The 14,731-nt window shown below is 68.6% G+C and carries 8 protein-coding genes; 2 read left to right on the top strand and 6 right to left on the bottom strand.

From position 1 onward, the window contains the following. The first annotated feature begins 75 nt into the window (after positions 1 to 75). Together JI739_RS15395 and JI739_RS15390 are read left to right on the top strand one after the other, a co-directional pair. Positions 76 to 2,589, top strand: a complete 2,514-nt coding sequence (locus JI739_RS15395) for a cellulase family glycosylhydrolase (RefSeq protein WP_201684800.1) — start codon at positions 76 to 78, stop codon at positions 2,587 to 2,589. A 52-nt stretch (positions 2,590 to 2,641) separates the two neighbouring features. After that, positions 2,642 to 3,403, top strand: coding sequence for a gamma-glutamyl-gamma-aminobutyrate hydrolase family protein (locus JI739_RS15390; protein WP_201684799.1), 762 nt, complete (start codon positions 2,642 to 2,644; stop codon positions 3,401 to 3,403). Here the strand turns inward: JI739_RS15390 and JI739_RS15385 are convergent. From JI739_RS15385 to JI739_RS15320, 6 genes are all read right to left on the bottom strand, one after another. Then, positions 3,395 to 4,195: an HAD family hydrolase gene (locus tag JI739_RS15385; RefSeq protein WP_201684798.1), complete on the bottom strand. Its 801-nt coding sequence runs from the start codon at positions 4,193 to 4,195 to the stop codon at positions 3,395 to 3,397. The two genes, JI739_RS15390 and JI739_RS15385, sit on opposite strands and share 9 nt — an antisense overlap. Positions 4,196 to 4,238: 43 nt before the next feature. Then, positions 4,239 to 5,441 carry a S41 family peptidase gene (locus JI739_RS15380; protein ID WP_201684797.1) on the bottom strand — a complete coding sequence of 401 codons (1,203 nt, stop codon included), beginning with the start codon at positions 5,439 to 5,441 and terminating at the stop codon, positions 4,239 to 4,241. 103 nt (positions 5,442 to 5,544) lie between these two features. Beyond that, positions 5,545 to 7,176 carry a peptide chain release factor 3 gene (locus JI739_RS15375; RefSeq protein WP_201684796.1) on the bottom strand — a complete coding sequence of 544 codons (1,632 nt, stop codon included), beginning with the start codon at positions 7,174 to 7,176 and terminating at the stop codon, positions 5,545 to 5,547. 122 nt (positions 7,177 to 7,298) lie between these two features. Next, the gene (locus JI739_RS24510) at positions 7,299 to 13,280 is read right to left on the bottom strand and encodes a calcium-binding protein (protein WP_236589670.1); all 5,982 of its coding nucleotides are present in this window, start codon (positions 13,278 to 13,280) and stop codon (positions 7,299 to 7,301) included. Positions 13,281 to 13,290: 10 nt separating this feature from the next. Then, positions 13,291 to 13,845 (bottom strand): hypothetical protein, encoded by a 555-nt coding sequence (locus JI739_RS15325; protein ID WP_201684795.1) that lies wholly within the window; start codon positions 13,843 to 13,845, stop codon positions 13,291 to 13,293. Between the two features lie 169 nt (positions 13,846 to 14,014). Beyond that, positions 14,015 to 14,581, bottom strand: a complete 567-nt coding sequence (locus JI739_RS15320; RefSeq protein WP_201684794.1) for a hypothetical protein — start codon at positions 14,579 to 14,581, stop codon at positions 14,015 to 14,017. Between the last annotated feature and the right edge of the window lie 150 nt (positions 14,582 to 14,731).

Genomic DNA, 14,731 nt, shown 5'->3' with positions numbered 1-14,731 from the left:
TTACGGCTGGCGGCGGCTTTCTTACAGCCGGGTACGGACGCTGCGCGCAAACTGGGCCGAGCGAGGGGGCATGCGATGCGACGCAGGCAGTTCAACCAGGGGGCGGTCTCGGCCGCGGTGCTCTCGCTGCTCGGCTGTGGTGGTGGTGGCGGTGGCGGCGAGGCGCCGGCGGTGGTCGGCGTGGCGCCGCCGCCGCCGGGTGCGCCGCCGCCACCGGTCACCGATGCCGCGCCCGCGCCTCCCGCCCCGGCACCGGCGCCCACGCCGGCGGAACCGCCGCCGCCACCGGTTCCGCCGGGCGTGGCGATGGGGACCAACTTCTCCGGCATGGAATGGGCGCTGGGCGGCCTGCGCTCCAGCCCGCGCACGCGCCACAACATCGACTTCACGGTGCCGCGCGTGGCGCTGGTGCGCGAGATGGCGATGAACCGCTTCGGCCGCAACCGCCTGCCCATCCAGTGGGAGATGCTGCAGCCGATGCTGGTGGACACCGTGGCCGACGCGCGGGCCCGCTCGCTCATCGGCGAACCGGGCGCGTTCGACGAGCGCTACGCCCGCTTCATCGATCGCGTCTTCGACGCCCACGCGGCCGTGGGCGCCCGCTGCATCCTCGACCTGCACAACTACTGCCGCTACAAGGACTTCCGCTTCCAGCCGGACGGCTCGGTGATCGGCCTGCGGGCGGCCGAGCCCCCGGCCCTGTATGCCTGGACGGACGATCCCGCGCAGGTCTTCACCCGCATCTTCGCGACCGCGCCCGGGGCGACGCTGCGTCCGGCGGCCTTCGCCGATGTCTGGAGCCGCGCCGCCCGGCGCTGGAAGGACCACCCCGGCTTCGGCGGCTACGGGCTGATGAACGAGCCGCACGACATGCCACGCGTGGGCGAGGTGACCGACTCCAGCGACACCGAGAGCGTGGGGCAGGACCTGATGATCTGGCCGACCTTCGCGCAGGCCGTGATCGGCGCCATCCGCGCGATCGACCCCGCGGGGCCGATCTACCTGTCCGGCAACTCCTGGGGCGGGGCCATGAACATCGGGCCCGAGCACAACCCGGCCTGGCCGCTGGCGGGGGTGGAGAACCTCATCTACGAGGTGCACGCCTACGTGGACGCCTTCAACAACGGCAATGGCTTCGACTGGGACCTGGAGCTGGCCAAGGGCTTCACCGCCGGCGAGGGGCCGGTGCCCATGAGCATGGACACGGGCCTGCGCCGCATGCGCATCGCGACCGACTGGGCCAGCCGGCACGGCACCCGGCTGGCGCTGTGCGAGACCGGCATGCCGGTCGACGATCCCCGCTTCCACGAGGCCTTCCGACGCATGGCCGAGCACACCTGGCGGCACGGCATCGAGATCCAGACCTGGATCGGCGGCAGCCACTGGGCTGCGCGCCACGCCGGCATCAACCATGTACCGGCCTGGCACCAGCACCGCACGCAGGAGCCGCTGGTGGGCGGCATGCTGAAGGCGATCGCCGGGATCGGGCAGGCGGTGCTGTTCGACGACGGGCCGGGGGGATCGGCATCGGGCCCGGTGACGATCACGGTCCACGCGCGCGGCCACCTGGCCAGCCCGTTGCCGCTGCGGGTGCGATCCGACAGCGGCGGGCGCTTCAGCAAGACGGCTTTGCTGATCCCGGCCGGCGCCAATGGCCGGGACAGCTACGAGTTCACGCCCGAACCCGGCCAGGTGGCCATCCTGAGCTACGAAGGCGCGGCACAGCTGCCGCCCCCGCGCAGGGTGTACGGCCTGGTCGATCCGGTGGCCCATGCCGCGGAGAGCCTGGCCGACGCGGCGATGGCCATCCTGGCGCGCTACGACGCCAGCCTGTGGAACCTGGCCGACGCCTGGACCGACGGGGTCCAGGGCCGTCCGGCGGACGACGGCGACCCGGTGCGCGCGGTTGCCGACTCGGGCTTCGGCTCGCGCGTGGGCAGCCCGATGGAGATGGTCAACACCCTGAACCAGGATGGGCCGGACATGGGGCCCTGGCGGCCGCCGGTGTGGCGGATCGTTGCGGGCAGGGCCGGCGCCGATGGCGCCGACCCGGGGTGCAGTGGGCTGTGGTGCCGCAAGCTCGTCCCCTCGTCCACCTACCCGCGACCCGTGAACGTGCAGCCTTATGGCCTGGCCGATCCGCACTTCGTGGTCGCCGTGCTGAGCGCGCCGCCGGGCACGCGGGACGGCGTGGTGTTCGAGGCGTCGAGCGCTCGCGGCGCATGGCACGCCAGCCTGGCGCTGGCCGGCGGACGCGCCCAGGCCCAGTGGCGCGGCCCGGGCGGCGCGGGCGTCACGCTCGCCGGGCCGCAGCCGCCCGGGCAAGCCACCGTCTGGTCGCTGCGGCAGGCGCCGGGGGCGCAGGTGCTGCGGGTCGATTCGGCCCCGGTCGGCAGCGCCTCGGCTCGGCTGGAGGTGGCGCCCTTCGAGTTCCTGCGGATCGGCTGGGGCCTGCTGCAACTGGAGCCGCGGCCGGGATTCGGCGGCCGGGTGCATGGGCTGGCGACCGGCCGCGGCAGCCCCAGCGATGCCGAACTCGCGGTGCTGGAGCGCCACCTGCTGGCTTCGGCCGGCCTGCCGCGCGGGTAACGGCTGCGAACGGCCGCCCCACAGCGGCCGACCCCTGCGGCAAGATCGTGGCATGCACAAGCCCCTGGTCTGGCTGCCGGCCTGTCATCGCAACCTCGATTTGTCCGATCCCGGCGGCTACATCGTGCTGGCCGATCGGTATGCCGAAGCGGTGGCCGAGATGGACCTGCAGCCGGTGCTGTTCCCGCTGGCGGGGGCCGGCGACGTCGATGCGCTGCTGCCGCTGGTCGATGGCGTGCTGCTGACCGGCTCGCCCTCCAACGTCGAGGCCACCCACTACGGCGGCACCGCGCTGCCCACGGACCTGCTCGATCCCCGGCGGGACGCGCTGACCATGCGGCTGGTGCGCGCCGCCATCGACTCGGCGGTGCCGCTGTTCGGGGTCTGCCGGGGCCTGCAGGAGATCAACGTCGCGCTGGGCGGCACGCTGCACCAGCAGGTGCATGCGCAGGAGGGGCTGCTGGACCACCGCGAGCCCGAGGACGAGCCGCTGGAGGTGCAGTTCGGCCACCGGCACGAGATCCGGATCGAGGCCGGCAGCGCGCTGGAGGATTGGGCCGGCGGCACCACCGCGCAGGTCAACTCGCTGCACGGCCAGGGCATCAATCGCCTGGGCACGGGGCTGGTGGCCGAGGCCTTCGCGCCCGATGGCCTGGTGGAGGCGGTGCGGGTGCAAGGCAGCGCCAGCTTCGCCTACGGCGTGCAGTGGCACCCCGAGTGGCGCCATGCGACCACGCCCTTCTACGCCCGCACCTTCGAGGCCTTTGCCCGGGCCTGCCGCGAGCGCTGCGCCAGGCGCAAGTCCTCAGCCTGAAGGGTCGCGCCCGTCGAGCACGGCCCGCGCCACCTCGGCGAAGCCCGCGCCGCGCTCGGCGCCCGTGACGTAGCGCGGGCGGTGAACCAGCTGGTCGGCGAAGCGGGCGATGTTGGCGACGCCGATGCTGTGCGGGAATCGCTCGAACATGCAGGCGTCGTTGGTCGAATCGCCCACGAAGGCCCAGCGGTCGATCTCCTCGTCCAGGTCGCGCCCGAGCAGGGTGCGCACGATCCAGCGCGCCCCGGCCAGCTTGTCATGGCTGCCGTACCAGCCGTTGACGTGGATGGAGCTCACCGTGGCCGTGAGTCCCTCGGCCTGCATGAGGGCCACCACCTCGCGCACGCGCTCGTCCGGCAGGCGGGTGAACTCGCTGTGGTCGATGGCGATGTCGGTCTCGCGCCCGGCGCTGTCGCGGGCGAGCCGGGCGCCGGGGACAGCGGCCACGATTCGCCCGGCGACCTGCTGCAGCCGACCGAACTGGCGCGCGCGCGTGGCCGCGTCCTGCTGGTAGTGCTTGAGAAGCCGACCGTCGGCGTCGCGCACCAGCGCCACCGCGCCGTTCTCGGCCACGATGGCATCGAGCGGCCAGGCCGTGGCGAAGGGCTCGCTCCAGCCGACCGGCCGCCCGGTGATCGCGATGACGTGCAGCCCGGCGCGCTTGAGCTCACCGAGCGCGGCCAGGGCATCGGGCGTGATCGCGCCCTCGGTGGTGAGCGTGTCGTCGATGTCGGTCAGGACACCGGCGAGGTGGCGGCGGGCCGCGCGCGGCCAGTGGGACAAGGGCAGCATGGCGGCGCCATTCTGGGGCCGTTGGCCTGGCCGGTCGGTGGCTTCAGGGCGCCAGCAAGCGGCCGAGCAGGCCGGCGGCGGCGTCCTGGCGCTTGCCCATCGTCCGCCCGCCACCCTTGGCGGCCGGGCAGGCGCCGGTGTCGATGTGGTGCAGCGCGGCCGCCAGCAGCGGTTCGCGCGCGTCGCCCAGCGGCGCCCACGGGTCCTCGGCCACCGGGCAGGTGGGCGTGAAGCCGGTTGCGTAGTCGCCGAAGCCCTGGGCATTCACGCCCTGGAACTGGATGGCGAAGTAGGCCGTGCCGCAGTTGTCCTTGCGCTGGAACCCATAGGGCTTGCCGCAGGTGGTGTCGCCCACCAGCACGACCTCGATGCCGACGCCGCGCAGGCCATTCACGATGGATTCGCTGGCCGAGCAGGTCAGGCCGGTGGCCAGCACGTAGACCCGGGGCAGGTCCAGCTGGGGCAGGGGGTGTCCCACCGGGTAAACCGACTCGGCCCTTTGCACCGTCGAGCCGAAGCGCAGGGTCATGCCGGCGCCCTGGGCGCTCAGGCGCTGGTTGTAGCGCAGCTGCTCGAACACCTGCCCGTCCTGGCGCGGGCCGGCGATCATGGATGCCGCCGCCTGCGCGATGTAGAGGTAGCCGCCGGGGTTGTGCCGCAGGTCCAGCACCAGGTCCCGCACCTGGTGGTCGCGCAGGGCCTGGAAGGCCGTGATCAGCGCGTCCTGTGCACCGCGGCCATGGCGGTTGAACAGCAGGTAACCCACCTGCCGATGGCCGCCCGTGGTGAGGGTGGAGACGATCGGCACGGCGGTGGTGGGCGCGGCGACCAGGCCCGCCAGCGGCTGGCTGCTGGACGAGAGCAGGGCATCGGCGTCGGCGCTCGAGAGCACGCTGCTGAACCGGTCGACCGGCCGGCCATTGGCGTCGGGGCTGCGCAGCACCAACGCGTCGAAGTACGAGGCCAGGGTGGTGTGCGCGGTGGGATCGACCTCGGGAATGCGGTCCGACCAGAGGTAGACCTCGTTTAGATGGCTGCGGGCGAAGGCCTGTTCGCCGGCCAGCGTGCACAGGCCGGCGACGTCACTCGATGGCGCGGGGGCCGAGCTGGTGGAGGTCGACTGCTCGGTCGACCGGCTGGACATGACCGCGCTGCCGCCGCCACCACCGCCGCAGGCCCCGAGAAGGACCAGGCAAGCGGCCACCATCACGCGGCGCAGGCAAGCGGACAAGGCGAAGGACGACATGCGAAGCTCCAGATGAGCTGCGCATTATCAAACTGATGAGCTGCTTACGGTTGAGCTGAATGGTTCCGCCAGGCCATGCCCAGCCGCCGAGAGCGATTTCTTCTCAATCCTGGAGCGTCAGGCCGGCGTGTTCACGCAACAGGTGGAAGTGGATCCTGGGAAAACGCTCCTGCGCCAACCGCACGTCGTAGGGCGAGGTGCACAGGAAGGCCAGCGCGTTGGCGGCGTCCCGCGCCATGCGTTGTGGATAGGCATCGGTGAAGGCGCGCAGCTCGGCCGGGGTATCGGCGGTGATCCAGCGGGCACCGGTGTAGCTGCAGCCCTCGAGCCGGATGTCGGCGTCGTACTCGCCCAGCAGCCGGTGCTGCACCACTTCGAACTGCAGCTGGCCGACAGCCCCGAGCAGCATGGCGCCCCCGGCTTCGGGGCGGAACACCTGGATCGCGCCTTCCTCGCCGAGTTGCGCCAGCCCCTGCTGCAACTGCTTGGTGCGAAGCGGGTTCTTCAGCAGCACGGTCATGAACAGCTCGGGCGCGAAAAAGGGCAGGCCGGTGAACTGCAGGTTGGCGCCGTCGGTGATGGTGTCGCCCAGTTGCACGCCGCCGTGGGTGGTGAAGCCGATGATGTCGCCGGCATAGGCCTCGTCCACCGCCTCGCGCCGCTGCGACAGGAAGGTGACCACCGAGGTGGGGCGCAGCTCCTTGCCGGTGCGCTGCACCTTGAGCTTCATGCCCGGCGTGTAGCGGCCCGAGGCCATGCGCACGAAGGCGATGCGGTCGCGGTGGTTGGCGTCCATGTTGGCCTGCACCTTGAACACCACGCCGGAGAAGGCCGGGTCCTGCGGCTCGATGACCTTCTCGACGGGCTGGCGGTTCACCACCAGCGAGCTCTTGCGCGGCTGCGGGGCCGGGGCGAGGTCGACCAGCGCGTCCAGCACTTCCATCACGCCGAAGTTGTTGACGCCCGAGCCGAAGAACACCGGCGTCTGCCGGCCTGCCAGAAAGGCGGCGTGGTCCCACTCGGGCGACGCACCGGTGGCCAGCTCCATGCTCTCGGCGGCGGCGTCCCATTCGCCGCCGAAGCGCGCCTGCAGGGTCGCGGTGTCGGCCAGCGGGATGGTCTCGAAGTCCTGCGGCCGGCGTTCGCTGCCGGACTCGAACACGGTCATGTTGCCGCGCCGCAGGTTGACGATGCCGCCGAAGAGCTTGCCCTTGCCCACCGGCCAGGTCATGGGCACGCAGGGCATGCCCAGCTCGCGCTCGACCTCGTCCAGGATGTCCAGCGGCTCGCGCACCTCGCGGTCCATCTTGTTGACGAAGGTGATGATGGGCGTGTCGCGCTGGCGGCAGACCTCGATCAGGCGGCGGGTCTGCGCCTCCACGCCGTTGGCCGCGTCGATCACCATCAGGGCCGAATCGACGGCCGTGAGCACGCGGTAGGTGTCCTCGGAGAAGTCCTTGTGGCCGGGCGTGTCCAGCAGGTTGATCACATGGTTGCGGTACAGCATCTGCATGACCGAGGACGCCACCGAGATGCCGCGCTGCTTCTCGATCTCCATCCAGTCGGAGGTGGCGTGGCGCGAGGCCTTTCGCGCCTTGACGCTGCCGGCGATCTGGATCGCGCCGGAGAACAGCAGCAGCTTTTCCGTCAGCGTGGTCTTGCCCGCGTCGGGGTGCGAAATGATGGCGAAGGTACGCCGGCGCCGGGTTTCGGCGGCTAGGGATGAGGACGACAAGGGAGGGCTCCGGGGCGGGGGCCGACAGTTCGGGGCGAAGTGCCCGGCGGCCTGAGCGGGTCGGCAAGGGCCCGTATTGTGCCAAGGGACACACGCCCGCACGGCGGCCGGGGATTGCCGGGCTACTGCCAGTTGGCTGCCAGCAAAGGCGCGAGCGCGGCCTGCTGAAGCGGCGTGAACGTCGCCTGCCCCGGCGGTGGGGGCGCGAAGGACGCCATGGCCTGCACAAGGTTCTGTACCTGGGATTCGAAGAGCGCGTTGCCATCACCGGCGCGAATCACTTCCACTCGGTACGACCCGTCGAGGTACCAGTTGGCGACGGTCATCTTGTCTTCGGTGCCCAGGATGGAGAGTTCCAGGTGGTTGCCTCTTTGACGAAACCAGAGCTGGTCGCTCAACACGTCGGCGTCCAACTGGATCGTGTCGATGACACCCGGCGTGTCGTCGTGGTCCCTCACCACGTCGGTACCTGAGCCCCGTCCGAAGTGGTACGTGTCTGCGCCCAGGCCACCGTTGAGCTTGTCGGCGCCCGCGCCACCGTCGAGCGTGTCGTTGCCGCTTCCGCCGTTGAGCGAGTCGTTGCCGGCGCCGCCCAGGAGCGAATCGTCGCCGCCGCCGCCGGTCAAGACGTTGTCCAGCTCATTCCCGCCCAGGGTGAGGCCGGCGCTGGTGTTCCATGCTCGCAGTCGCTCGACCTCGGCGGGCAGCGTGAAATCGACGCTGGCATACACCGTGTCCAACCCATCGCCGCCGGCTTCGGAGACGGTGTCACCGGCGTCATCGACGTAGTAGCTGTCGTTCCCCGGGCCACCGGCCATGGCATCGGCGCCGGCTCCCCCGTCCAGCCGGTCGTCGCCTGCGCCGCCCCACAGCGTGTCATCACCGCCCAGTCCTCGCAGCTTGTCCTTGCCGCCCAGCCCATGCAAGGTGTTGGCAGCGTTGTTGCCCGCCAGCAGGTTGGCCAGATCGTTACCCGTGCCGTCGAGCGCCTGATCGCCCATGAGCGTCAGGCGCTCGACGTGCTCGGCCAGGGTGTGGCTCACGCTCGCCCGCACGGTGTCGGTGCCTTCGTCGAGCCGTTCGACCACCACATCGCCCGCATCATCGACCTCGTAGACGTCATTGCCGGCGCCGCCATCCATGCGGTCGGCACCTGCCGCGCCATCGAGTCTGTTGGCACCGGGATTGCCGGTCAGTACGTTGTCCAGCGCGTTGCCCGTGAGGCGCAGGTTGGCCGTGCCCGGCGCGGTGAGTTCTTCCACGTGCTGGGGCAAGGTGTAGCTCACGGCGCTTTCGACGCGGTCCCATCCCCCGTCCAGCATCTCGACGATGCGGTCACGCGCGTGGTCGACGCGGTAGACATCGTCACCGTCCATGCCGGCCATCCGGTCGGCGCCTCGTCCACCGTCCAGTTGGTCGTCACCCGGCGTGCCATCGAGCGAATCGGCCCCGTCCCCGCCGGTCAGCACCACGCCGAGCGGCCTTTGCACCGGAAAAGCGGTGGCCACCAGTTGTTCCCAAGCGATGCGGCTGCCATCTCTGAAGCGCAGCTCCGCGATCAATGCGTCCTGGCCCGTCTGGTACCGGGTGCTGTATGGGAGGAGCAGGCCTTCCGACCTGTCGTCGACGGGGCTCCCAAGTACGAGCAGCAGGCGGTCGGTTCCGGCCGGGCCGGGCTGGAGGCGGACATCCTCCCGGCTGATGCCTTCGCCCAGGACGACGATGGCGCGCTTGCCGTCATCGTCCCTGACGGAATCGAGACCATCACCGGGCTCGAACCAGATCTTGACCTCGTCGACGGACAGGCTCAGGACGTCGTCACCTCTTGCGCCAGCGATCTCGCTGCCGGTCGTCGTGGCTTCGATCCAGTCGTCCCCCCGTCCGCCCAGGGTCACCGCGTTCGCGCCATGACCCAGCTGGATCGGGTGGTCCATCACCCGACCCAGCCATTGATGCAGGTTCAAGCGCGTGCCATCGGCCATTTCGACCTCGGTGATGCTGTCGCCGCGCAGGCCCCCGTCAATCAGCAGATGGTGCCGCCCATCGAGCGTGTGCAGCTCCAGGCTTGCGGGGGCGATGTCGGACGGAAGCGGCATCCATCCGAACTCACCGGCCGCTCCAACAGCAATAGCGTCCGGCGTGAACGGAAGCACCAGGCGGTTGTGCCCTTCGGTGTCGATGATGCGAGTCAGACCACCGCGTGCGCCGGCATCGATGCGATAGGTGTCGTCCCCGGCGCCGCCGACCAGGACATCGACACCACCGCCGCCATCCAGGAGGTCGTCGCCGTCGCCGCCGAACAGGCGATCATTGCCTTGGCCGCCTTCCAGCACGTCGTCGCCGGCTTCACCATACAGCCAGTCGTTACCGTCGCCGCCGAGCATCAGATCATCACCACCGCCGCCGCGTAGCACGTCGTTCCCGGCGCCGCCGTCCAGGAAGTCCGGTCCCTGCAGGGAAGTGGGCAGGGAATCGTCCGGTTCGTCGCCCCACAGCCAGTCGTTGCCCGCGCCACCCCATAGCGCATCGGCTCCGCCGCCGCCGACCAACTCATCGTTGCCGTCGCCCCCGTCGAGGACGTCGTCGCCCCAGAGCACCGGGCTGTTCACGGCCTGCGCGCTCAGCTCCGAGGCCGTGACATCTCCTCGCAGGAAATCGTCGCCAGCGCCCCCCGACAACCAGTCGGCGCCGCCCCCGCCCTCCAGGAAGTCGTTTCCGTCGCCGCCGTCCATCTCGTCGTTCCCCCACGCGGCCGGATCGGTCAGGGCGGACCCGGCGAGATCTGAAAGAAGCAGGTCACCGATCAGCACATCGTCTCCTTCGCCGCCCCGCATCACGTCGTCGCCAGCGCCTCCCAGTAGCTCATCGGCCCCAGTGCCTCCGTCCAGATAGTCCCGGCCGTGATAGGCCAAGGGGACGAAGTCCGGGTCATTGGAAGACAGGTCGGAATCGCCGTCCAGGCGGTCGTCGCCGGAACCGCCATACAGGGCGTCGTCACCGCCGTGGCCCACGAGGCGGTCCCGGCCTTCGCCACCATCGAGAAAGTCGTCTCCATGGAGCTCCACCGGGGCCGAGTTGAGCAGGCCCGATTGGCCGGCGCCATCACCTTCGAGGCGGTCGTCGCCCGGGCCACCTTCGAGCACGTCACTGCCTGCCAGGCCGGTGATCTCATCGTCGCCATCGCCGCCCTGGACCCGGTCGTTTCCCCAGCTGGCGATGACGTGGTCATCGCCAGCACCCGCATCGATGACGTCCTGTTGCCGGGTGTCGCGAACCACTTCGCTGATCGATTGCCAGAAGCTCGCGCCCTGTCCCCCCTCGGGGCCGGACGGCAGACCGTACACGCCCCAGGTAGGCCCCGCCACCACCACTTCGGATCCGGCAGGTCGCCCCCAGGCGGACCAATCACGGTCGGCCGGTCCGAACTGCTGCGAACTGGATCGCACGTTGCCTGCGCTGGCGATGTAGTCGTTGCCGGCGCCGCCAAGAATCGTGTCGCTGCCGGAGCCCCCCGCGATCAGGTCATCGCCCTCGCCCCCGCTGAGGTGATCGTCGCCGCCGCCGCCCGCGAGCAGGTCCATGCCCAGCCCGCCGTCAAGGGTGTCCGAATCGGCGCCGCCGAAGAGCACGTTGTCGGTGACCAGCGTGTCGCCGCCGGCGATCAGATTGCCGTCTGGGCCAATCACGAAGCGGGGCTGATTCGTCGCCACTGTGACAGTCCGTCCGCCGCCATGGCCGCTGCGTGTCAGCGGATCGCCTTGATGGACGGTGGTGACGGCCAGGAAATCGCCCTGGAGCACCGCCTCGGCGCGGCCGGCTTCCTGCAGCACCAGCGTGACGGCATTGCTGATGGGGGCGTCGCCCGGTGTTCCCGCTGCCCCGGATGTCCCGCCATGGGCACCAGCATCGGGGACATACTGCACGCGCATGCTGCCCAGCGCTTCCGCTTCAAGGGCACTCGAGGACACCAGCGCGAACACCACCTCCGTTTGTCCCGCATGCAGCCCGATGCGGGCGCCCTGGGCCGGTGCCTCGAGTTCGTCCATGACCAGCTGCAGCTGGGCGGCCAGGGGACCGACATCGAGCACCAGGTGATCGCCCTCCTGGGCAGGTACGCGGAGGTACACGGTGAAGTGCCGGCCGCCTCCTGCCGGCAGGACAGACTCGGCCGAGGTGTCCGGTTGCAGCCCTGGCTGCGTGCGAAAGGGGTTTGCGCCAGCGGTCCCGGGGACCAGGTGCAGTTGCTGACCCGCAGGCAGCTGGATTCCCAGGTAGCCCTCTTCGCTACGCGCGCGCTGCACATCGAAGTGGTCGATGGTGATCAGGTTGGCGCCACGAGCCACCAGCAGGCGCGAACCGGTGGACGAGCGCGAATCACTTTGCAGGGTGAGCGTGACCGACCGGTCCAGCGGCAAGCGGGCGATCCAGACGTTGCGCTGGCCCGTCGGTTCGAGTAGCCCCAGGCTGGCGCTGTCGAAGAAGAGCTGCCCCAGGCCATCAGCGTCGCTCAAGGTGTCGCGGCCCCAGGCACCGTTGAAGTGGTAGCTGTCGTGGCCGAGCCCTCCGAGCAAGGTGTCGTTGCCGAGGCCACCGTCGAGGGTGTCGTTGTCTGCGCCGCCTTCGAGCCAGTCGTCGCCGCCCAGTCCGCTGAGGGCGTCATTGCCGTCGCGTCCGAACAGTCGATCGGCCGCTTCTCTTCCGGTCAGCTGGCTGTCGTTCCCCAGGGTTCCGAAGACCGTGCGCGATGCCGGAGCCATCGGCGTGGTGCCCAGGACCTGCACCTGTTGTGCGCTGGCGCGGTCGTCGAAGGCGAGGTTGCTGGCGGTGCGCAGGTTGCGGACGGTGCGGGTGCCGTCGAGTGATGCGACTTCTTCGGTGGCGGCTCGACCGAGTGCATGGGCGAACTCGGCGCGGGCCTGCAGGTAGGCGTCGCTGAAGTGCAGGGATTCGGCAGGCTTGCCTTGCGCCAGCGCGTTGCGGTCGGACAGCCAGCGTTCGTAGTCGGTGCGGTGCAGGGTGTAGAGCTGCAAGGCGGCGGGGGACGTGGCGGACGGATCGGTGAGGCGAATGGAGAGGGGTAGGCCCAGCTGCAGGGATAGCAGGGCGCCGAAGTCGTTGCGGGCGTCGGCGGCTGTGGGTGGGTTCTGCAAGAGGCGAATGCCACCGGGCATGCGGTCGGTGATGGCTGCGATGCGACCGGCGTAGGCGATGAGTTGCGGGTCGGTGGCGTCGTTGGCCAGGGCCGGTGTGTCGGGGGCGAAGACGCGGCCGAGGGCGTTGAGGAGTGCGACGGTTTCGCGGCCGTCGCGAGCCGAACCGGCGCGGTCGAACAGGCTGCCCAGATCGGCCAGCTGGATGCTGTTGTCGATGCGGTGCAGGAGCATGGAGGTGTGGACCGCCGCGTAGGGGTCGAGACGGGCTGCGCCGGCACCGAAGGTGGCGGATTCGAGGGAACTCCAGAGGCCGTCGGGGAGGTAGGAGCCCAGCCAGTCGAAGACGGGTTTGGTGGTGTGGGGGTGGATGTATGGGGCGGCGGCTCCGGCAAGCAAGGCGCCAGCGCCCCCCGCGATGACAGTGAGGACCACGCTCAAGCCAAGGAACGGCGAAACTGCGACAACAACAGCGCCCATCCCGGCCCCGAGTGCAATGGACAGCACGGCCTCGCCCGCCTTGTCGCCGTCGCCGTCGGCGATCGCTTTTCCGATGGCGTAGATGTCGAACGTCGGACCTGCGAACCGAGCGGCGGCCCGCGGTAAACCCTCATTCACAACGACCTGAAACGCAGTAAGTCGCGTAGCCACCGATCGGGACTCGTCCGCCAATTCGAACGCGGTTTGAGCCATCCGGTCCGCAGCTTGGCGCCATATACCCTCACCGATTACGTCCGAGGATGCGGCGGCCGCGTTTCTGAAGGCAATCGCAGAAGAAATGGCGGATTGGTATTTAGATCGAATGATCGCTAATTGTTCGGCGGCACTACGAGTGCCATCCTCTATGGCCTCGAACGCGCCGATGCCGAAACTGGCGGACCATTCGGCCAAGTTGTCCGACAGCTCGGCTGACTGCTCAAAGGTTTGATGAGGCCCGGTCTTCTCTGTAGTCATGTCACTCCCTTCAATTGGATTGTGTTAAATAACGAATGGTTGTGCATGCATGGCCCAACCACAAAAGCAATACAAGAAACAACGGCATACTCACCAGCAGTTGATTCATTGCAGTTGCCACGCCGAACGGGCCGGACGTTGCAGACCGGATGAGGTAGTAGGCGCGCCCTTGGCTGATTGGTTCGACTAGTGGCAGGAACCATGCAATCGAGAGAAGCAGCGATACGATTGCCCACCAGCAGCACAGCGCAAAGAATTTATGGCTCGGGCGGCTAAAGGTTTTTGTGTGATACCCCCACTTTCGCATGACCGCAACATGAAAGGCAAGGATGCCAATCGCGATCCAGAGCGAGATTCCTATCAGTGTCTGGGCAAAGATAGGGTCCGGTGCTCGCTCAGTCAGTAGCACTGCATTCGGTATTAGTTGGGCCGCTGGCCAGACAATTGAATGAAGCCAGCTAAGTGAATCCCCGGTAGGTAGTAATCCCCCGAGAAGCGCCACGACGATGGAGTGACCCAGGTAGACCCGCCCAAGTGGGGGTTCTTTATAGGTAGGCGAGCTCATCGATAAATAGATCGGTTAAGCAGGGTTTCAGCGGCGGAATTACTTTCGACCGGCCATCCGGCAAGCGGGCGATCCAGACGTTGCGTTGGCCACGCTGGCATCGTTCGCGTGGGGGCCGAAGACCCACCGTGCTACTCGTAGGCTTGCTGCTGGCGACCGTTCGGCGAACTTATTCAATCCGTTTCGAGCGGTGTTGCGTGTGGTGAGTCGTCGTGCACGTGTGGATGAACCACACGAGTAGTAAGCAAAACAGAGGCATGCTGATAAGCAATTGATTCATGGCCGTTGCTACCCCGAACGAGTTGGACGTTGCAAGCCTGACCAGAAAATGGGTGCGCCCTGTGCCGATGGATGTCAGGTAGGGTAGCCACCAGAAGACGGCAATGAATAGCGCTGCAATGGACCAGACGTATCCCATCGCCAATAGCCGATAGCTTTGACGTCGAAAAGCCTTGGTGTGATACCCCCAGGTTCTCATGACCGTGACATGAAAAGCCAAGATGAAGATTGCGATCCAGAGCGAGATCCCGATCAATGTTTGAGCGAATATCGGGTCCGGCGCTAGCGCCGTCATTCGGACCGCATTCGGAATCAATTCGGCGGCTGGCCAGACGATTGCGTGGAGCCATCCCAAGGACTCTCCCCCAGGCAGCAACATGCCGAGAATGGCCACGAGGCCGGCATGACCAAGGCAGACCCGGACTAGCGGGGGCTCGTTGTAGGTGGGTGAGTCCATGGGCCGGGATCGATAGGTTCTGTATGGCGGGGGTGATTGCGCCTTCTGGGGGTGCCTCGCTGCTGTGGGCTGCTGATCTGGCCCCCAAAGGTCCGGGGCATGCGGCATCGGCGCACCGAAATATAGTCGTTTGTTGCAGACGATAGTTCT

Origin of the sequence: Ramlibacter aurantiacus (genome assembly GCF_016722895.1) — a bacterium.
Classification (GTDB): Bacteria; Pseudomonadota; Gammaproteobacteria; order Burkholderiales; family Burkholderiaceae_C; genus Ramlibacter; species Ramlibacter aurantiacus.
Note: the sequence above shows the minus strand (reverse complement) of the source record. Positions and strands in the feature narration are given on the sequence as shown.